Origin of the sequence: Bradyrhizobium sp. SZCCT0231, assembly GCF_018130245.1 — a bacterium.
Lineage (GTDB): Bacteria > Pseudomonadota > Alphaproteobacteria > Rhizobiales > Xanthobacteraceae > Bradyrhizobium > Bradyrhizobium japonicum_F.
Window position 1 is genome coordinate 594,505 of the sequence record NZ_JAFCKP010000002.1, and the last position, 17,527, is coordinate 612,031.

The 17,527-nt window shown below is 64.2% G+C and carries 21 protein-coding genes, 1 tRNA gene and 1 pseudogene; 16 read left to right on the forward strand and 7 right to left on the reverse strand.

What is annotated here, in order from left to right; genetic code table 11:
* Position 1: 1 nt before the first annotated feature.
* Positions 2–2,059 (reverse strand): ATP-dependent helicase, encoded by a 2,058-nt coding sequence (locus JQ566_RS10265; RefSeq protein WP_212372098.1) that lies wholly within the window; start codon positions 2,057–2,059, stop codon positions 2–4.
* Between the two features lie 123 nt (positions 2,060–2,182).
* On the opposite strand from JQ566_RS10265, the gene JQ566_RS10270 reads away from it, so the two are divergent.
* On the forward strand, positions 2,183–2,773 hold the full coding sequence (locus JQ566_RS10270) for a TMEM175 family protein (RefSeq protein WP_212372148.1): 591 nt from the start codon (positions 2,183–2,185) through the stop codon (positions 2,771–2,773).
* 3 nt (positions 2,774–2,776) lie between these two features.
* On the opposite strand, the gene JQ566_RS10275 is transcribed toward JQ566_RS10270, so the two are convergent.
* Positions 2,777–3,157 (reverse strand): YciI family protein, encoded by a 381-nt coding sequence (locus tag JQ566_RS10275; protein ID WP_212372099.1) that lies wholly within the window; start codon positions 3,155–3,157, stop codon positions 2,777–2,779.
* Between JQ566_RS10275 and JQ566_RS10280 the strand changes: the two genes are divergently transcribed.
* The 4 genes from JQ566_RS10280 to JQ566_RS10295 all read left to right on the forward strand — a co-directional run bounded on the left by JQ566_RS10280 (position 3,144) and on the right by JQ566_RS10295 (position 4,204).
* On the forward strand, positions 3,144–3,317 hold the full coding sequence (locus JQ566_RS10280) for a hypothetical protein (RefSeq protein ID WP_212372100.1): 174 nt from the start codon (positions 3,144–3,146) through the stop codon (positions 3,315–3,317). The genes JQ566_RS10275 and JQ566_RS10280 overlap by 14 nt on opposite strands.
* Before the next feature lie 37 nt (positions 3,318–3,354).
* Positions 3,355–3,540, forward strand: a complete 186-nt coding sequence (locus JQ566_RS10285) for a hypothetical protein (protein WP_212372101.1) — start codon at positions 3,355–3,357, stop codon at positions 3,538–3,540.
* 27 nt (positions 3,541–3,567) lie between these two features.
* The gene (locus tag JQ566_RS10290) at positions 3,568–3,771 is read left to right on the forward strand and encodes a hypothetical protein (protein ID WP_212372102.1); all 204 of its coding nucleotides are present in this window, start codon (positions 3,568–3,570) and stop codon (positions 3,769–3,771) included.
* A gap of 359 nt (positions 3,772–4,130) precedes the next feature.
* Positions 4,131–4,204: transfer RNA gene (locus JQ566_RS10295), tRNA-Gly, on the forward strand.
* 518 nt (positions 4,205–4,722) lie between these two features.
* On the opposite strand, the gene JQ566_RS10300 is transcribed toward JQ566_RS10295, so the two are convergent.
* Positions 4,723–5,217, reverse strand: a complete 495-nt coding sequence (locus tag JQ566_RS10300) for a YciE/YciF ferroxidase family protein (RefSeq protein ID WP_212372103.1) — start codon at positions 5,215–5,217, stop codon at positions 4,723–4,725.
* A gap of 205 nt (positions 5,218–5,422) precedes the next feature.
* Here JQ566_RS10300 and JQ566_RS10305 point away from each other — a divergent pair.
* From JQ566_RS10305 to JQ566_RS10315, 3 genes and pseudogenes are all read left to right on the forward strand, one after another.
* Positions 5,423–5,539 (forward strand): annotated as a pseudogene (locus tag JQ566_RS10305) (NADH-quinone oxidoreductase subunit B); the annotation flags it as partial.
* A 79-nt stretch (positions 5,540–5,618) separates the two neighbouring features.
* Positions 5,619–5,822 (forward strand): hypothetical protein, encoded by a 204-nt coding sequence (locus JQ566_RS10310; RefSeq protein ID WP_027576884.1) that lies wholly within the window; start codon positions 5,619–5,621, stop codon positions 5,820–5,822.
* 56 nt (positions 5,823–5,878) lie between these two features.
* Positions 5,879–6,049 (forward strand): hypothetical protein, encoded by a 171-nt coding sequence (locus tag JQ566_RS10315; protein WP_212372104.1) that lies wholly within the window; start codon positions 5,879–5,881, stop codon positions 6,047–6,049.
* 74 nt (positions 6,050–6,123) lie between these two features.
* On the opposite strand, the gene JQ566_RS10320 is transcribed toward JQ566_RS10315, so the two are convergent.
* Both JQ566_RS10320 and JQ566_RS10325 read right to left on the reverse strand, forming a co-directional pair.
* Positions 6,124–6,507 carry a type II toxin-antitoxin system VapC family toxin gene (locus tag JQ566_RS10320; RefSeq protein ID WP_212372105.1) on the reverse strand — a complete coding sequence of 128 codons (384 nt, stop codon included), beginning with the start codon at positions 6,505–6,507 and terminating at the stop codon, positions 6,124–6,126.
* Complete coding sequence (locus JQ566_RS10325) at positions 6,504–6,761, reverse strand: type II toxin-antitoxin system Phd/YefM family antitoxin (RefSeq protein ID WP_212372106.1); 258 nt, start codon at positions 6,759–6,761, stop codon at positions 6,504–6,506. Before JQ566_RS10325 ends, JQ566_RS10320 begins: the two co-directional genes overlap by 4 nt.
* Positions 6,762–6,950: 189 nt before the next feature.
* On the opposite strand from JQ566_RS10325, the gene JQ566_RS10330 reads away from it, so the two are divergent.
* The 5 genes from JQ566_RS10330 (at position 6,951) to JQ566_RS10350 (ending at position 11,222) form a co-directional block, all read left to right on the forward strand.
* On the forward strand, positions 6,951–8,156 hold the full coding sequence (locus JQ566_RS10330; protein WP_212372107.1) for an MFS transporter: 1,206 nt from the start codon (positions 6,951–6,953) through the stop codon (positions 8,154–8,156).
* A 139-nt stretch (positions 8,157–8,295) separates the two neighbouring features.
* A complete protein-coding gene (locus JQ566_RS10335; RefSeq protein ID WP_212372108.1) occupies positions 8,296–8,994 on the forward strand; it encodes an outer membrane protein in 699 nt (232 codons plus the stop codon).
* Positions 8,995–9,209: 215 nt separating this feature from the next.
* Positions 9,210–10,439, forward strand: a complete 1,230-nt coding sequence (locus JQ566_RS10340; protein ID WP_212372109.1) for a CaiB/BaiF CoA transferase family protein — start codon at positions 9,210–9,212, stop codon at positions 10,437–10,439.
* A gap of 182 nt (positions 10,440–10,621) precedes the next feature.
* Positions 10,622–10,837 carry a hypothetical protein gene (locus JQ566_RS10345; RefSeq protein ID WP_036010888.1) on the forward strand — a complete coding sequence of 72 codons (216 nt, stop codon included), beginning with the start codon at positions 10,622–10,624 and terminating at the stop codon, positions 10,835–10,837.
* A gap of 94 nt (positions 10,838–10,931) precedes the next feature.
* A complete protein-coding gene (locus JQ566_RS10350) occupies positions 10,932–11,222 on the forward strand; it encodes a RidA family protein (RefSeq protein ID WP_212372110.1) in 291 nt (96 codons plus the stop codon).
* 3 nt (positions 11,223–11,225) lie between these two features.
* Here the strand turns inward: JQ566_RS10350 and JQ566_RS10355 are convergent, their stop codons facing one another.
* Positions 11,226–11,888 carry a TetR/AcrR family transcriptional regulator gene (locus JQ566_RS10355; protein ID WP_212372111.1) on the reverse strand — a complete coding sequence of 221 codons (663 nt, stop codon included), beginning with the start codon at positions 11,886–11,888 and terminating at the stop codon, positions 11,226–11,228.
* A gap of 212 nt (positions 11,889–12,100) precedes the next feature.
* On the opposite strand from JQ566_RS10355, the gene JQ566_RS10360 reads away from it, so the two are divergent.
* The 3 genes from JQ566_RS10360 to JQ566_RS10370 all read left to right on the forward strand — a co-directional run bounded on the left by JQ566_RS10360 (position 12,101) and on the right by JQ566_RS10370 (position 15,357).
* A complete protein-coding gene (locus JQ566_RS10360) occupies positions 12,101–13,336 on the forward strand; it encodes an acyl-CoA dehydrogenase family protein (RefSeq protein ID WP_212372112.1) in 1,236 nt (411 codons plus the stop codon).
* Between the two features lie 235 nt (positions 13,337–13,571).
* Entirely contained in the window at positions 13,572–14,630 is a 1,059-nt protein-coding gene (locus JQ566_RS10365) for a phosphotransferase family protein (protein WP_212372113.1), read from the forward strand.
* A 100-nt stretch (positions 14,631–14,730) separates the two neighbouring features.
* Complete coding sequence (locus tag JQ566_RS10370) at positions 14,731–15,357, forward strand: LysE family translocator (RefSeq protein WP_212372114.1); 627 nt, start codon at positions 14,731–14,733, stop codon at positions 15,355–15,357.
* 118 nt (positions 15,358–15,475) lie between these two features.
* Here JQ566_RS10370 and argE read toward each other — a convergent pair whose 3' ends face one another.
* Positions 15,476–16,654 carry an acetylornithine deacetylase gene (gene argE, locus JQ566_RS10375; protein ID WP_212372115.1) on the reverse strand — a complete coding sequence of 393 codons (1,179 nt, stop codon included), beginning with the start codon at positions 16,652–16,654 and terminating at the stop codon, positions 15,476–15,478.
* Between the last annotated feature and the right edge of the window lie 873 nt (positions 16,655–17,527).

A 17,527-nucleotide genomic window follows, 5' to 3' on the forward strand; every position in this document is an offset into this window, starting at 1 on the left:
TCTACCGCCACATCCCGCGCATCTTTGCCCCGATGTCGATCTTCGGCCCCTGCGCCGCGGTGCGTGCTGCGCCCGCCGCTGCCTTCGGCCAGGCGGTGCGCTCGAACAGGTAGGCCAGGGATTCCGGGATGAACCGGGTGCGCGAGGCGTAGACGTGGCGGTCGCCTTTGGCGGCCTGGCCGTGGGTGAAGAAGCGTTGCGGCACGACGAGGTGGAGATCGTCCTTGGCGCGCGTCATCGCGACATAGAGCAGGCGGCGCTCCTCCTCGATCTCGGCGCTGGTGCCGGCGCCGAGATCGGACGGCATGCAGCCGTCGACGACGTTGAGCACGAACACCGATTTCCACTCCTGGCCCTTGGCCGAGTGGATGGTGGAGAGGATCAGGTAGTCCTCGTCGCGAAGGGGCGGTCCCGATTTGTCGCTGGTCGCATCCGGCGGATCGAGCGTGAGCTCGGTCAGGAATTTCTCGCGCGAGGCATAGCCGCTGGCGATCTGCTCGAGCTGCATCAAATCGGCGCGGCGCGTCTCGGCATCCTCGTGGATGCGATCGAGATGCGGCTCATACCAGAGCCGAACGCGCTCGAGATCGACAGGCCATTCCGAATAGCGCAAATTCTGGATCGTGCGGACGAAGTCGGTCCAGTCGGCGCCGGTGCGCGCCGGCACCGGGAGCCGGCCGAGCGCGGCAAGCGGGTCGGTGCTCTCCGCCATCTGGTCGAGCACGCGCTGCGCGGTCGCGGGGCCGATGCCCGGCAGCAGGTGCAGGATGCGAAAGCCGGCGACGCGGTCGCGCGGGTTCTCGGCGAAGCGCAGCAGGGCCAGCACGTCCTTGACATGCGCGGCATCGAGGAATTTCAGCCCGCCGAACTTGACGAAGGGGATGTTGCGGCGGGTCAGCTCGATCTCCAGCGGACCCGAATGCGAGGACGTCCGGAACAGCACCGCCTGGTGCTTGAGGAGCGCGCCTTGCTCGCGGTTCGCCAGCACCGCTTCGACGATGTAGCGCGCCTGGTCGGCCTCGTCGTGCACGGTGACGAGCTGCGGCTTCTGCCCGGAGCTGCGGTCGGTCCAGAGGTTTTTTGTGAAGCGCTCGCGGGCGAGGCCGATGACGCCGTTCGCCGCCGACAGCACCGCTTGTGTCGAGCGGTAGTTGCGGTCGAGCGTGATCATTTCCGCGCGGGGCGAAAAGCTCTGCGGGAACTCCAGGATGTTGCGCACGGTGGCGGCGCGGAACGAATAGATCGACTGCGCGTCGTCGCCGACCACGGTGAGGCCGCGCCCGTCGGGCTTGAGCGCCAAGAGGATCGAGGATTGCAGGCGGTTGGTGTCCTGATATTCGTCGACCAGCACGTGATCGAAGCGGCCGCCGATCTCTTCTGCGATCGGCGCGTCGCTCATCATCTGCGACCAGTAGAGCAGGAGGTCGTCGTAGTCGAGCACGTGCTGCGCCTGCTTGGCCTCGACATAGGCGGCGAACAGGCCCTTCAGCTCGGCGGCCCAGCCCGCGCACCAGGGATAGTGCTGGCCGAGTACCTTCTCGATCTCCATCTCGGCATTGACGCAGCGGGAATAGATCGACAGGCAGGTGCCCTTGGCCGGAAAGCGGGATTCCGTCTTCGACAATCCGCGCTCGTGCCGCACCAGGTTCATCAGGTCGGCGGAGTCCTCGCGGTCATGGATGGTGAAGACGGGATCGACGCCGATCCGCTCGGCATATTCGCGCAGGAGCCGCGCGCCGATGCCGTGGAAGGTGCCGGCCCAGGTCAGCGCATCGCGCATGATCGCAGCGTTGTGCTCGCCCAGCACCTTGCGGGCGATACGCTCGACCCGGCCGGCCATCTCCGCCGCCGCGCGGCGGGAAAACGTCATCAGCAGGATGCGGCGGGGATCGCTGCCTGCGACGATCAGATGCGCGACGCGGTGGGCCAGCGTGTTGGTCTTGCCCGAGCCCGCGCCGGCGATGACGAGCAGGGGGGCGCCCACGGTCGAGCCGTCGGCCACGCCATGCTCGACGGCGCGGCGCTGCTCCGCATTGAGCGTGTCCAGATATGTCGCCACGAATCGCCCCGGTGAAAGGATGAGGGTCGGCGATCCCGGCGCGAATCGCAATGCGGCTGGACGGAACTGGAATTAGGATTTAGGGGAAGGCGGCCCTTTGGTTCCAGCACCCCCATGACCGAGATGACCGAGCTCAAGCCCGACCAGTTCGAGATGCGGCGGCTGGAATCGCTCAGCAACACCATCTTTGGTGTCGCCATGACGCTGCTGGCCTACGACCTGCCCAAGGCCGCGGTGTTCACGACCGCGCCCGACTGGAACGATCTCGCCCGGGTCTATTCCGGCAAGCTCGCCGGCTTTGCGCTCAGCTTCATCATCGCCGGCGTGTTCTGGATCAGCCATCACCGCCGGCTGGCGCGCCAGCCGATCGGCAGCCGCGGCGACGTGATCCTCAACCTGTTCTTCCTGCTCTCGATCGTGCTGCTGCCGGTCACCAACGGCCTCTACACCAATTACGGCATGAGCAGTGCCGTCGCCGTGCTCTACGGCTTGCATTTGACCGCGATCGCCGCCCTCAACGTCTGGCTGTGGTGGACGATCCTGGGCCGCTGGCGCCATGAAATCATGGCCTCGCTGTTTCCCCTCCTGGTGTTCATTCCGGGCACGATCGTTGCGGCGTTCGCGCCGCACGTCGCGCCCTTCTTGTGGTTCATCGCCTTCGGCGGAATCGCCATCCAGCGCTTCTATATCGCGCCGACCGAACCGGACGCGTAGGACTCAACCGGATGTCGCGCCGAACCCATCGGCCGGCACGTAAAGCTTGACCGGGCGGATTTCGTAGACTGCGGTCGGATTGACCGCACGCAGCTTCCGCGCCGCCGCGATCGCCTCATCCTCGGTGGCGCATTGCAGCAGGTGGAAGCCCAGAAGCTGCTCCTTGGTCTCGGCAAAGGGCCCGTCCAGCACCATGCCCGCGCCGGGCCCACGCAAGGTGCGGGCCTTTCGGGTCTCATCCAGACGGGCCGCCGGCCCAAACTGTCCGCTTGCCCGAAGAGGTGCTTGAACCTCGATGACTTTGGCCACGACCGCGGCGTCCTGCTCCGGCGTCCAGGACAGGACTTCGTCTTCCACGTGATAGGCCAGGATGGCGTACAGCATCGTCACCTCGTTTTTTCTGCGCAAGTTCCAAGGACGTGGCACGACAGCCCGTGCCGACAATCCCGAAGCAAAATATTGCGTGGCCGGCAAGCGGCGAAACCATCCTGAAACCCGATTGCGGCCTTGCCATGTGAACGCCGCCGGAATTGGTCGCGACTGATGGACCACAAACAACAAGCTCTTTGCTGGAGGCGGCAATGTCGGGTCACACCATCAAGATCATCTGCGACGCGCGGCGGGCGGGGCAATCCGAGCCGGCCGATTTGCACGACCAGACCGGCCATCACCGCTATTACGGCAGCTCGGCCGAGAACGGCGGCGAGCGGATCGCGGAGAGCCGGCGCGGCAAACGGCCGCGCGCGCTCAACATCTGCGGCTTCTGACGCCTTTTAACGAGCCGGTCGTTCAAAATGAACGTCCTGCAAATATCGATCGCGGCGATGCCGTTCCTGCTCGCACTGACGAGCCGGACCGGCAAGGCCATCGCGCCGTGCGTTCTGACCAGCCTCTTCACGGTGCTGCTCGGCGGCGAGCCACACCGCGCGGTCGTGGCCTGGTGCATCGGGATGCTGATCGCGGCCGTCGCGCTGCGCGAGCGGCTTCGCACCGGCTGACCCGGCGATCCCGTTTCCAAGAAATCTGAGAGAGAGAAATCGCAAAGAAAAGGCGCGGCGGGGAGGCCCCGTCGCGCCCGGTTTCTTGCTCGCTGGTCCAGGGCTGAGAGCGTCCCGATGCCAAGCTTTGGTCAAAGCTCAGCGGGCGATCCCAGCGAGGTGACAGCGCTTGAGATAAGACACTGGATCACCTCCTTTCGTTGGTTTCGGAAGTCTTCGATATAGGTTGCATTGCTGCCGCTGTTAAGGGCCGGCGAGTCCGGAGGGGCCAGAGGCGGTTCGCGAGGGGTGGAAGACGCCGGAAAGCGACCTCCTGGGCAGTTGAGACCGCCGTCCGGCCGTGTTAGGGAGCCCGTAACGCGGGTGTAGCTCAATGGTAGAGCAGCAGCCTTCCAAGCTGAATACGAGGGTTCGATTCCCTTCACCCGCTCCAATCGGACGTTTCCGCCCGAAGGGTAAGCGCGGGCCGCTGTTCCATCTTCTTGAAGATCCGGCCTTCCTCCGCTCAACACCTTGCGCTCCTGCGCCAGCACCGACGATCAGAAACATTAAAAATGGCCGCCGTCCGGAACGTCCGTGGAGGTCGTCGGTTGATTATTCAGTGAGCGATCGATGAAATGGCGAGGCCAGAGCGAAAGCTGCGGATAAACCAAATCAAAGATTCGTTCACAAGCCCCGTCAGGTTACTTCGGTAACCGGCGGGGTCCTTGTTTTGAAGACGTTGTTTTGAAGATGGCGCCCATTGCGATTTGCGCAGGGGAAGAACCCTTGGCAGTACCTGGAATTGATGCATCCAAGTTCCGACGAAAAAAGCCAAGCGCAACTGTCCGGTTTCACACGTGCTTGCGGGTGCAAAGACTTGCGCTTAAGGCCCGCCGCATTTGAGATTGGCCGAGGTCATCCCACCTGAAGCCGGTGGCCCTCGGCAAGGACTCACCGGCGACGTTCCAGTCAGGCTGCAAGAGCGTCGAGATTGACTTCGCTCTTCGCGAGCGTCGTCAGCATGGTGTCGGTCGCCTTCTCCTCCTCCAGGCTCTCGTGCAGCATGTTCTGGTCCTCCCTGAACTCGAGCTGCCCTGCAAGCGCGGCTGCGCTGCCATAAGCGGCAATCTCGTAATGTTCCAGCTTCTGGGCGGAGGCGATCATCGCGGCGTCGCGCAAGTCATCCTGCGTCACCATCTTCATCATCTTCGCAGTCTCTTCGATCAACGATTCCATGGCCTGATCGGTGTGCACGCGCGCATTTGCGCCATGCCTGCGCAGGATTTCCTGAAGCCGTTGACCTTGTTGCACCGTCTCCTGCTGATGCTCGGCCAGGGCAAGTTTCAGGGAGGGATGCACCGCCATCTCGGCCATTCGTTTGAGTGCATCACCCAGCTGATCCTCCATGCTGACGAGTTCCTGCAGCTCGGCGATGTACAGGTCCTTGAAGTTTTCGATCCTCATGATGTCCGTCCATGGCTTGGGTTGGAATGACCCGAGTTCCGGATTTGGCGGTCAACCGCCTATCCGCGAGACTGTTCCATGCCAATCGGGGTGCAACAGACATTTGAGCTCGAGGTCGAGGAAACTGAGAGCGAGACGGAGCCGTGCCTGCAGCATCAGGCAGGGCTTGCGAGGCGATACCGCCATGAACTATCTCGACAGCGCGGCTCCTCGCGCTTCGCCAAGGCAGTCCGATGTCATGATCGTCTCGGGTACGCTCTGCAACAAAATGGCACCAGCCTTGCGCAAGGTCGTGCGCGGCTGCGATCGCATCGTGCCCATCCGCAGCTGACGCAACGTTGAGCCCGGTACCGCGTTGAGAGTTCAGACGATCTTTTGAACGGCAAATCAGGAGTAGGACAATGGGTCTCGCTCAATACGCCATCGTGCCGGTGCAGGACGAATGGGGTGTGCTGCATGACGGCGACGTCAAGAGCCGGTACGCCACCAAGGAAGCCGCATTCGAGTCGGCGGTGGCCGCGGCATCCCTGGCCCTTCGTGAGGGACATGAAGTCCATGTCAGCGTGCCCGGCCGCGAAGCCGGCGAAAACGCGCTCGGTGTGTAGAGCTCGCCGCAGACTTGGCGTTCGGCAGACTTGGCGTTCGAAAGAAGGAGGCCGCGATGACCAAGCCCCGTGAGCCCAATGGTATCGAGCCATCCCGCTCCGAGGACGACATCCAGCGCGACCAGCTCGGTCCGCGCGGCGTGCCGGATGCGCCTGATCCGGCCAAGATGACGCCCCAACGCGACAAGAAGACCCCGAAGCATGTCGATCCCGGCCGCACCGCTTGAGGCGAGCGCGGCGAGCAGGCTCTCAGCTCTTTGAATTGGCGCTCGCAACTTCGCAGCGTTACGCGCTGGCCGGCTTACGCGATTGCTGCGATATCGGTCTTTGCAAAGTCATCACCGACATAGAGCAGGGCGCAGCCATGCTCCTTGGCGACATCATAGGCGAAACAGTCGCCGAAGTTGAGGCTGGCAGGATGATTGCCTTTGCCCCAAAGCGAGTAGATCTGCGCCACGCGTTCGGCGGATGCTTGGGTCACCGAGATCACGTTCAAGCCGAGATTTGCGACCAGACTCTTCATCTCTTCGTGCACGCCGCGGCGCGCAGCGACGATCAGGCTCTCCGCGGCGGTGGCGGCCGAGATCAGGATTTCGTCCGCGGTCTCAAGCGCAGCGATGCAGGCATCGGCTTGGGGCTCGTCGAGCACGATCGCCATGAGTGCCGACGTATCGACTGCGATCATTCCGGCATGCCATCGTTGCCGAAGAGAAAGTCCTGACTGCGCGCCGCATCCGGGCCGGGAAGAGCTTTGGCCGCGCCGCTCTTGCGGGCGGCCTCGAGCACCGCGCGCCGGGTCGCAGGGTCCGGAGGAAGCTTGATCGGAACGAGCCGCACCGCAGGATGTCCATGTCGCGTCAGGATCACCTCGTCGCCAGCTTCCGCACGACGGACAAGATCGGTCAGTTGTCCCTTGGCCTCAGTGACGGAGACCCGCATCTCATTGTCCCTCTTCGTGTTTCGATAAAATGGACCAGAGAGTGGTCCATGTCAATCAGGCCCTGGCTTCCGCCGCTCTGCAAAGCGGGCCTCCATGGCATTCGGAACCGACATTCCTCGATTCCGCGATCTCCCGCTAAGAGATGCGAGCCGGCGCAATCAGCGCCTTGCGGGCAGGCGACGTTTGGAATGCAGTTCTTGAAATCTGACGGCAGGCTGATCGGCGTCCTGCTGGTGCTCGCGATCACGCAGCTGGTTGGATGGGGCACGATCGGCCTTCCCGCCATCGTCGGGCGCAATCTCGCCGCCGATCTCGGCATGAGCCTGCCGGCGGTGTTCGCCGGGACGTCCGTTCTCTACGTCTCGATGGGGCTGTGCGGTCCGTTGCTCGCCAAGTCGTTTGCGCGGCGTGGCGCGCGGACGGTCATGATGGTCGGCACGATCGTCACTGCGCCGGGCTTTGTGCTGCTGTCGCTCGCGCGCGAGCCGATGCTCTATTTCGCCGCGTGGATCGTGCTCGGCGTCGCCGGCAGCGCCACGCTGTCGACCGGCGCCTATATCATGCTGAACGAGATCGCGGGGCGGCAGGCCAAGAACGCGATCGGCGCGCTCATGCTGGTGACGGGCCTGTCCAGCAGCATCTTCTGGCCGACGACCTCGTTCCTGAGCGGTCAGCTCGGCTGGCGGGGGACGTGCCTGGTCTACGCGGCGATGATGCTCCTCGTCAGCCTCCCGCTCTATGCGTTTTGCGCGCCGCGCCGGCAGATCGCAAAGGAGGATGGCGCCGAGCCGGCCAGGCGGTTGCCGCCGCCTGCGATTCCAAGGAGCACGTTCGGCCTCGTCGTCGCCGCGATCACGCTGAACGCCTTCGTCACTTTCGGCATCAGCGCGATTCTGATCGAGCTGTTGCGGGCGGAGGGGCTGGCGCCGGCTCAGGCGCTGGCGTTCGGCTCGATGCTGGGCGTGATCCAGGTCAGCGCCCGCGCGCTGGATTTCCTCGGCGGCGGGCGGTGGGACGGCATTACGACCGGGCTCGTTGCGGGCACCGCATTGCCGGTCGCCATGCTGCTGCTGATGATGAGCGAGGGCGCCGCCTGGGCGGTCGCGGTCTTCATCCTGCTCTATGGCGCCGGCAGCGGCGCGATGGCGGTGGCGCGGGCGACGATCCCGCTCGTGTTCTACGACCAGGCCGAGTTCGCCAAGGCGATGTCGATGATCGCGCTGCCGCTCAACCTCGCCTCCGCCATCTCGCCGCCGCTGCTCGCCGGCCTGCTGACGGAGTTCGGCGGCCGCGCTGCGCTCGGTCTCACCTTCGTCTGCTCCTGCACGACGGTGTTGATCCTGGTCCTGCTGGGACGGCGACGGCCGCAAGTGGCCGCTGCTGGCGCGCTCTGAGGCCACGCTGGTCACGCAGATTGCAGTGCGATGCGCAACTCTCTCCTCGTTTCCGCCGAGTGTCACTCGGCCGCAACAGCAAGGGCGAGCGGAAACAGCTAGAGTTGAACGTGTAACTCCTCGCGGTTTGGAATCTGCGATGAAACGCACGCTAATCTGCCTCGCTGCGCTGGCCTGCTCCGCGGCTGCCGCGGCGGCCACCGACTTGCCCGTGAAGGCAGCCCGCTCGATTGCGGCGCCGCCTCTCGGATGGACTGGCTTCTATGCCGGCGTCCAGGGTGGCTACCAATGGAGCCAGGATCGTACCGTCGAATTTGCCCTCGGTGGGTTGCCGACCGGGTTCACTCATCGCTTCCACCCTGGCGGCGGGTTTGGCGGTGTCCATGTGGGCTACAATCATCAAATCGATCGGTTCGTGGTCGGTATCGAGGGCGATGCGGAGGGAGGTCGGGTTGATGGCGGCTTCACGCTCGGCCCTTTCCGATACGACGCGCGCAAAGATTGGGAGGCGTCCATTCGCGGGCGTCTCGGCTACACGCCGACCGAGCGCTTGCTGCTGTATGTGACGGGCGGCGTGGCGTTCACGGAGCTGAGGTACCGCTGGGCGGACAATTCAGCGCTATTCGCGACTGCGCCTGTCGATGCCAACATTTCGAAGACGGGTTGGACCGCAGGCGTCGGCGGCGAGGCGGCGCTGACCAATCGGATTTCGGCACGGCTGGAATACCGCTACAGTGATTTCGGCACCACCCGCTTCCTCTGGCCTGACGTCGCCGGAAGCTACGAACAGCATCCGCGCTTCCAATCGGTGCGGGGCGGCGTCAGCTTCAGATTCTAGCCGCGGCGCGGCGCCTTCGGCGCTATATTCGCAGCGCGGAAATTTGCGCCCGCCGGCCGCCGCTGCTGTCGGCCGGGATAGGCGCATGCCCGGAGCGCAGTGCTCAGGCCGCCAAAATGGTGTATCCGCAGTGAGCGCAGTCGCGGCCGAACCTCAGGGCTGGAGCCGCCGCGCCAAAATCAGCTCCAAGATTCAGTTCCCCGGAGGAAATCGACATGTCGGCCTTGCCGCTCTCAGGCATCAAGATCCTTGACCTCACCCGTGTGCTCGCCGGACCCCTTTCGGCCCAGATGCTGGGCGATCTCGGCGCGGAGGTGATCAAGATCGAGCGGCCGGGCACCGGCGACGACGCGCGCGCCTTCGGCCCGCCTTACCTGAGCGATCCCGAGGGCAAGGCCAACAACAACAATTCGTTCTATCTCTGCGCCAACCGCAACAAGAAGTCCGTCACCGTCAACATCGCCAAGCCGGAAGGGCAGGCGATCGTCCGGGAGCTCGCCAAGGACGCCGACGTCTTCATGGAGAACTACAAGGTCGGCGATCTCAAGCGCTACGGCCTCGACTACGAGACCATCAAGGCGATCAACCCCGGCATCATCTATTGCTCGGTGACCGGCTTCGGCCAGACCGGACCCTATGCGCCGCGCGCCGGCTACGACGCCATCCTGCAGGCGATGGGCGGCTTGATGAGCGTCACCGGCCATATCGATGGCGAGCCTGGCGAGGGCCCGATGAAGGTCGGCCCGTCGATCGTGGACTACATGACCGGCATGAACGCCTCGATCGGGATTCTCTCGGCGCTCTACCATCGCGACGCCAATGGCGGGCAGGGACAGCACATCGACGTCTGCCTGTTCGATACCGTCATCGCATCCTTGTCGCACTGGCTGCAGATCTATCTCGTCAACGGCAAGACGCCGCCGCGCCGCGGCACCTGGGGCAATGGCGGCATGCCGGCCGGCGTGTTCCGCTGCGCCGACGGCGAGCTGATGCTGGTGGTCGGCAATGACGGCCAGTTTCAGCGCACCTGCGCCGTGCTCGGCGAGCCCGAGCTCGCGAACGATCCGCGCTTCGTCAGGAACAACGACCGCGTCGTGCACGGCAAGGAGATCATGGCGATCTTCGCCGGCCTGTTCCTGAAGCAGCCGGTGGCTGTCTGGCTGGAGAAGCTGGAGGAGGCCGGTGTGCCGTCAGGTCCGATCAACAATTTCGAGCAGGTGTTTTCCGATCCGCACGTCCAGTCGCGCGGCATGCGGGTGAAGGTCGACCATCCCTTCGAGCCCGATCTTTCGCTGGTCCGCAACGCGCTGACCCTCTCGGAGACGCCGATCGAGACCTACCGCGCCCCGCCGCTTCTGGGCGAGCACACAAAGGAGGTGCTCGGCGGCAAGCTCGGCTATGATGCGCAGAAGATCGAGACCCTGAAACAACAGGGTATCATCTAGCGCGCGCTTTCATCTCCCCAGAGCCCTTGGGGAGAGGGGGCCTGTCGTGTCGAGCCGCGCGCCTGGGACTTGCGTGAGGCTTGCCTGCAGCCCCCAGATAACCCCGATCCGTAGTCGCACAGGCTTCCGTTCCGCGCGAGACTCTGCTTCGATCTCTCCACTTGAGTGCGGGAGGGAAGTGAATGTCCTACACGATCGGGTTCCAGGCCAAGGACCAGAAGGCCATTCTGGCGACCGAGGCGGCAACCGCCAATCAGGCCGTCGCCATCATTGCCGCGCTGCGGCAAAGCGCCGACGAAATAAAGTTCATCCGCTCGCCGCAGGAAGGCGAGATGGGTATCGAGATGCTGCTGCTGCTCGCCAAGGAAGAGGCCGAGGAGATGCCGCAGCGGGCGTAGTTCCCGCATCCACACTTCGAGCTCAAGCGAAGTATGCTGTCTACAGAATGATGTAGTCAGCAGATAGTCTCGCTCGAACCGAAGGTGGCCGCCGATGAAACGCGAAGCGCTCCGCGTTGAACCGATCTCGTCCGCGGAAGTGCCGATCGAGCGCCAGAGCGAGCTCGTCATGGAGCAGATGAAGCTCTGCCTGGAGACGGCGGGCGCGAGCCTCGACAGCGTCATGAAGTGCAACGTCTACTGCACCTCCACGAAACATTTCGCCGCGTTCAACGCGGTCTATGCGCGCTATTTCCCCAACTATCCGCCGGCGCGGATCTTCGTCTGCACGCCGGAATGGTTCGGCCCCTTCGACGTCGAGATCGACTGCATCGCGATGATGTGAGGCCTAACGCGCCGCCACCTTTGACGCCGCCTTCGCCTCCGTCCGTCCCGCCGTCAGCGCCATCGTCGCCACGCTGACCACGCGCGCGACCACGTCCTCGACGTCGTCGAGGTCGCATTTGCCTTCCGACAGCTTCGTCAGCCGCTCGCTCTCGCGGATGGTGTGGTGCGCCATGGCGAGTGCGAAATTGAGGCCCCAATAGATATCGACGTCACTGCGGTCGGGCAGGGACCTGCGCATCGCGCCGGCGAATTTGCGCAAATGGTCGATCTCGCGGTTCTTGATGCGGCGGATCGGCGGCACGGATTCGATCGAGGCGCGGATCATGAAGCGCGCGGCGGTCGAACGCTGGTTCTCCGGCCCCAGGCAACCCCGCAAGGTCGGCCCCACCAGCGCGCGCAGGATCACCTCGATCGGCGCGCGGCCGCCGCCTTCTTCCTCCGCGGCCTTCAATTCGCGCAGGCGCTCGCGGTTGGTGGCGATCGAGCGTGTGACGAACAGCTCGGCGATCAGCTCGTCCTTGGAGCCGAAATGATAGTTCACCGCGGCGAGGTTGACGCCGGCCTCCGCGACGATGTCGCGCAGCGTCACGTCGCCGAAGCCGCGGTCGGCATAGAGCCGTTCGGCGGCGGCGAGAATGGCAGACCTCGTATGATCGCTGGCCATGGGAGCCCTCAGGGAGGGGAGTTGCAATTCAAACAGTTGTATGAAACTATCGTTTGAAGGCCGGGAAAGTCAATCCGCAATCGGGACCCGTTCGCAACTGCGATGGTTCCGGTGCGCCTCGCAAGGCATGCGCATTCGCGCTTGCGGGCCGCGCGCGGCGGGAGGACAGTCCGGCGCAAAAGGACCAGCGAGAGAGAAACGAGGAGCGTCCCATGGACTTCGATATGTCGCCCAAGCAGAAGGAATGGCTCGACCGCGTGCGGTCCTTCATGGCCAAGCACGTGCGCCCGGCGGTGCCTGTTTATGACGAGCAGGATCGCAGCGGCGAGCGCTGGAAGGTCATCCCGGTGCTGGAGGATCTCAAGAAGAAGGCGAAGGCCGAAGGCCTCTGGAACATGTTCATGCCGCCGAACGAGCATGAGGACGACGAATTCCGCGGCGCGGGACTGACCAATCTCGAATACGCGCTGCTGTCGGAAGAGATGGGCCGCATCACCTGGGCCTCGGAAGTGTTCAACTGTTCCGCGCCCGACACCGGCAACATGGAAGTGTTCATCCGCTACGGCACCAAGGAGCAGAAGCGCAAATGGCTGCGTCCGCTGATGGACGGCGAGATCCGCTCCGCCTTCCTGATGACGGAACCGGCGGTCGCCTCGTCCGACGCCACCAACATCGAGACCCGCATCGAGCGCGACGGCGACCACTATGTCATCAACGGCCGCAAATGGTGGTCGTCCGGCGTCGGCGATCCCCGCTGCAAGATCGCGGTCCTGATGGGCAAGACCGATTTCAAGGCGGCCAAGCACCAGCAGCAGTCGCAGATCCTGGTTCCGCTCGACACGCCAGGCATCAAGGTCGAGAAGATGCTTCCCGTGTTCGGCTTCGACGACGCGCCCCACGGCCACGCCCAGGTGCTGCTCGACAACGTGCGGGTGCCGAAGGAGAACATCCTGCTCGGCGAAGGCCGCGGCTTCGAGATCGCGCAGGGCCGCCTCGGTCCGGGCCGTATCCATCACTGCATGCGCACCATCGGCAAGGCCGAGGAGGCGCTGGAGAAGATGGTGAAGCGGCTCGCCTCGCGCACCGCGTTCGGCAAGAAGATCGTCGAGCACAGCGTGTGGGAGCAGCGCATCGGCGAAGCCCGCACCAACATCGAGATGACGCGTCTGTTGTGCCTCAAGGCGGCCGACATGATGGACAAGGTCGGCAACAAGACCGCGCAGGCCGAGATCGCCATGATCAAGGTCGCAGCGCCCAACATGGCGCTCAAGATCATCGACGAGGCGATCCAGGCCTTCGGTGGTGCCGGCGTCTCGGACGAAGCGGGCCTTGCCAAGGACTACGCCCACATCCGCACGCTCCGTCTCGCCGACGGTCCGGACGAGGTGCACAACCGCGCCATTGCCAGGCTTGAACTTCGGAAGTATGCAAACTCTCCCGGTCATTGATAGCGTTTTCCAGCGAAGTGGACACCGGTTCGCGCTGAGAAAACGCGTCAAACAAGAATCTAGAGATTCCGTTCCGATTTGTCGGAACGGAATCGCAGGGAGAGCCGGGAGGCGCTCCCGATCCAAAGAAAAGACAGGGCATGATTGGGTGACCGCTTGACGCAAGTGCGTCAGCGGTTACCGATTAGGATCATGCTCGACCTGAAACGGTCAGGACTGAAGAGGGAGCGTCATCGTGGCTGACGGCGTCAGAAAGGACGAAGAGTTCTCGGGCACCAAGCCCGTCGAGGAGCGGCATCGTTTCGACGAGCTGCGCCTGGAAGCCTGGATGCGCGAGCACGTCGAAGGTTTCGAAGGCCCGCTGGTCGTGCTTCAGTTCAAGGGCGGCCAGTCCAACCCGACCTATCGCCTCAACACGCCGAAGCGCTCCTACGTGATGCGCCGCAAGCCGTTCGGCAAATTGCTGCCCTCGGCCCATGCGGTCGATCGCGAATATCGGGTGATCGCGGCGCTTGGAAAGCAGGGCTTTCCGGTCGCGCGCGCCTATGCGCTGTGCCAGGACGACAGCGTCATTGGTGCGGCCTTCTACATCATGTCGATGGAGGAGGGCCGCGTGTTCTGGGATCCGACGCTGCCGAGCCAGGAGCCGGAAGCGCGCCGCAAGATCTTCACCAGCAAGATCGAGACGCTGGCCAAGCTCCACATGTACGATCCCATGGCGATCGGCCTCGGCGACTTCGGCAAGCCGGGCAATTACTTCGCGCGCCAGATCGACCGCTGGACCAAGCAGTACCGGGCGTCCGAGACCCAGCACATTCCGGAATTCGAGAAGGTCGCCGAATGGCTGCCGAAGACCGTGCCGGAGCAGGCGCGCGTCTCGATCGTCCATGGCGACTACCGCCTCGACAACATGATTTTCCACGCAACGGAACCGCGCGTGCAGGCCGTGCTGGATTGGGAGCTGTCGACGCTCGGCGATCCCATGGCGGACTTCACCTATCTCTTGATGCAGTGGATCATGCCGGGCCTGCAGGGCGTCGACCTCAAGGCGCTCAACATCCCGAGCCTGGAAGAGGCGGCGCAGATCTACTGCAATGTCACCAGGATGAGCGTCCCGGACCTCAACTGGTATTTCTCCTACAACCTGTTCCGCCTCGCGGGCATCACCCAAGGCATCGCCGGCCGCATCCGCGACGGCACCGCCGCCAACGCCAAGGCGCTCGAATCCGCCAAGCGCACCGTGCCGCTGTCGCAGGCATCATGGCACTACGCGCAGAAGGCGGGGGCGGTGTAGCAATCGTGAAGGCGCGGCCGGTGGCCGCGCCTTTTTCTTCGAGAAGCCGCTGCGTACTGGATGCCTCCCTGTTACGCCGATCCAACCGGGAGACCCACGCATGATCGACCACACCACCATCATAACCTACATCCTCATCGTGCTCGGTTTCGTCTTCATTCCGGGCCCGGCCACGCTGCTCACCATGGCGCGGGCGGCGAGCTCCGGAACAAAGGTGGGGATCGCGACGGGCGCGGGGATTGCGGCCGGCGATTTGATCCACACCAGCATGGCGATCGTCGGCCTGTCGGCGATCATCGCGACGTCCGCAATGCTGTTCAGCATCGTCAAATATGCGGGCGCTGGCTTCCTGATCTATCTCGGCATTCGCGCCATGCTCGACAAGGTGCCGACCGAGCTGAATGGCGGCATGCCCGCGATCACCGCGACGCGCGCATTCCGGCAGGCCGTGCTGACCGAGGTGCTCAATCCGAAGACCGCGCTGTTCTTCCTCGCCTTCCTGCCGCAGTTCGTCCGGCCTGAACACGGTGCGACTGCGCTTCAGCTCGCGATCCTCGGCATCGTCTTTGTGCTGCTCGGCCTCGTCAGCACCGTCGTGTTCGCCGTTGGCGCTGGCCGTCTCGGCAATCTGCTGCGTCGTCACCCGGCTGTGGTGAAATGGCAGGGCAAGGTGGTCGGCGCCATCTACTGCGCCGTCGGTGTCAGGCTGGCCTTGCAGGAAAGATGAGGCGGCCGCGCTGGCTCTCGTAGGGTGGGCAAAGGCGCCCTTCGCGCCGTGCCCACCATCTCTCCACGATCGCGGCAACAGTGGTGGGCACGCTTCCGCTTTGCCCACCCTACAGCACTTACGACGCCGCCTTCGCACAATGCGCGATCAGCCGCTCCACGAACCCCGCGCACTTCTCCAGCTCCGCCATCTCCACGAACTCATCCGGCGTATGCGCCTGCGCGATCGCGCCGGGGCCGATCACGACCGAGGGGATGTCGACCATGCTGGCGAACAGGCTCGCTTCGGTGCCGAACGCGACCTTGGCGTGGTCGTTGCGGCCCGCAAGGCTCTTGGCCAGCGTGACGATGGCGGCGTCGGCGGCGGTGTCGAGTGCGGGATAGTCGAGGATCTCCTCGAAATCGATGCCGCAGTCCGGATGCTGCGCCTTCATCGCGGGCTCGAGCTCGGCCTTGGCCCAGGCGACGATCGCATCCGTCACCTCCCTGGACTCGGCGATGCCGATGCCGCGGCATTCGAAATCGACCGTGCAGGTATCAGGCACGATGTTGAGCGCGGCACCGCCATGCACGATGCTGGTGAGCAGCGTCGAGTGCGGAACGTCGTAGAGGCTGTCGTTGGACCGCGCGGCTGCGAGCGCCACGGCGCGGCGGCGGATCTCGACGATCAGCTCGGCCGCATATTCGATCGCATTGACGCCCTCGGGCGCGATCGAGGAATGACGCGCGAGCCCATGGAAAGTGGCGCGCACGCCGTGCTTGCCCTTGTGGCCGATGATGACCTGCATCTGGGTCGGCTCGCCGATGAAGGCGCCGAGCGGCGTGACCTTCTTCTTCGCGACCTCGCGCAGCATCGGCCGCACGCCGACACAGCCGATCTCCTCGTCATAGGAGATCGCCAGATGAATCGGCGTCTTGAGCCCGGCCTCCACCATCTCCGGCACCATGGCAAGGCACACCGCGACGAAGCCCTTCATGTCGGTGGTGCCGCGGCCATAGAGCCTTCCGTCGCGCTCCACCAGCTTGAACGGATCGTGGCTCCAATCCTGGCCCACGACAGGCACCACGTCGGTATGGCCCGACAGCACGAAGCCCGGCCGGTCCTCCGGCCCGATCGTGACCCACAGCGAAGCCTTCTCGCCGGTCTCGTCGACGACGCGCTCGCCCTTGATGCCGAATGCGGCGAGGTAGCTTTCGATATGGGCAATCAGGGGCAGATTGGTGCGGTCGCTGACGGTGTCGAAGCCGATGAGATCGGCGAGGAGCTTGCGGATGCGGTCGGGTCTTGAGCTTGGCATTGTCTCGGTCTGTCAGGGAATGGAGGCTGAGTTGCCTGCAGGAACCATACCAAGGTGGGCCCCGGTCGGGCAAATCAACACAGTCCCGTCGCCCGGATGGAGCGGAGCGCAATCCGGGACGGCTGTATTCGTTGGTGAGAGCCCCGGATTACACTCCGCTCCATCCGGGCTACAGGATGTCGCGTTGCCCGACGGGCAAAACACCCAAAATGCCGGTCAACCCAGGCCGTCAAATATATTCCACTTTACCGAAATTCGGAAACGGCGTATATGTCGCCGCAACCCGGCCCAACGAAGAGGGGCGTATCGCGATCGTCACGAACGCGGGCTGGGCGGCGGTGGACGCAGGTTACATCGGCGCGAAAAGCTTCGCAGGGCGGGCAACCGTGAGCGAAGACCTTGCGCCAGCGACAGGTGTGATCGGCGTACGACGAAATCGTGTGGTCCTGACGCCCGGGGTCTGTGCGTCAAGTCTTGCGGTGATGTGGCGGCCCGACCGGGTCTGCGCATCAGCCATCCGCAAGGCGACGGGGGCAATAGTGCATCGCTCCCCGGGGAGAGCACGACATAAGCCGTAAAACCACTGCGCAGGGAAGGCCGAGTGATTGGCTACACCTGTATGCTGCTGTGCGGTTCTTCCTGCGTGTGCTTCTCGCGCAGCGGACCGCGGGTGCGAGCTGGCACCCGGCCTTCCCCATAGGCGTTAAGTTTATTCTTGAGTGTTGGAATCACACGTGATTCCAAGGGGCATGGCAGACGAATCGCTTCTGAACGAGGACTGGACGAGAGTGGTTGCGCAGCTGTGTGGAGCTGAGCAGCTTGAGACGAGTGCGCGCCAGACGACGGCTTTCGTGCGGCGGCGCCAAATTCCAG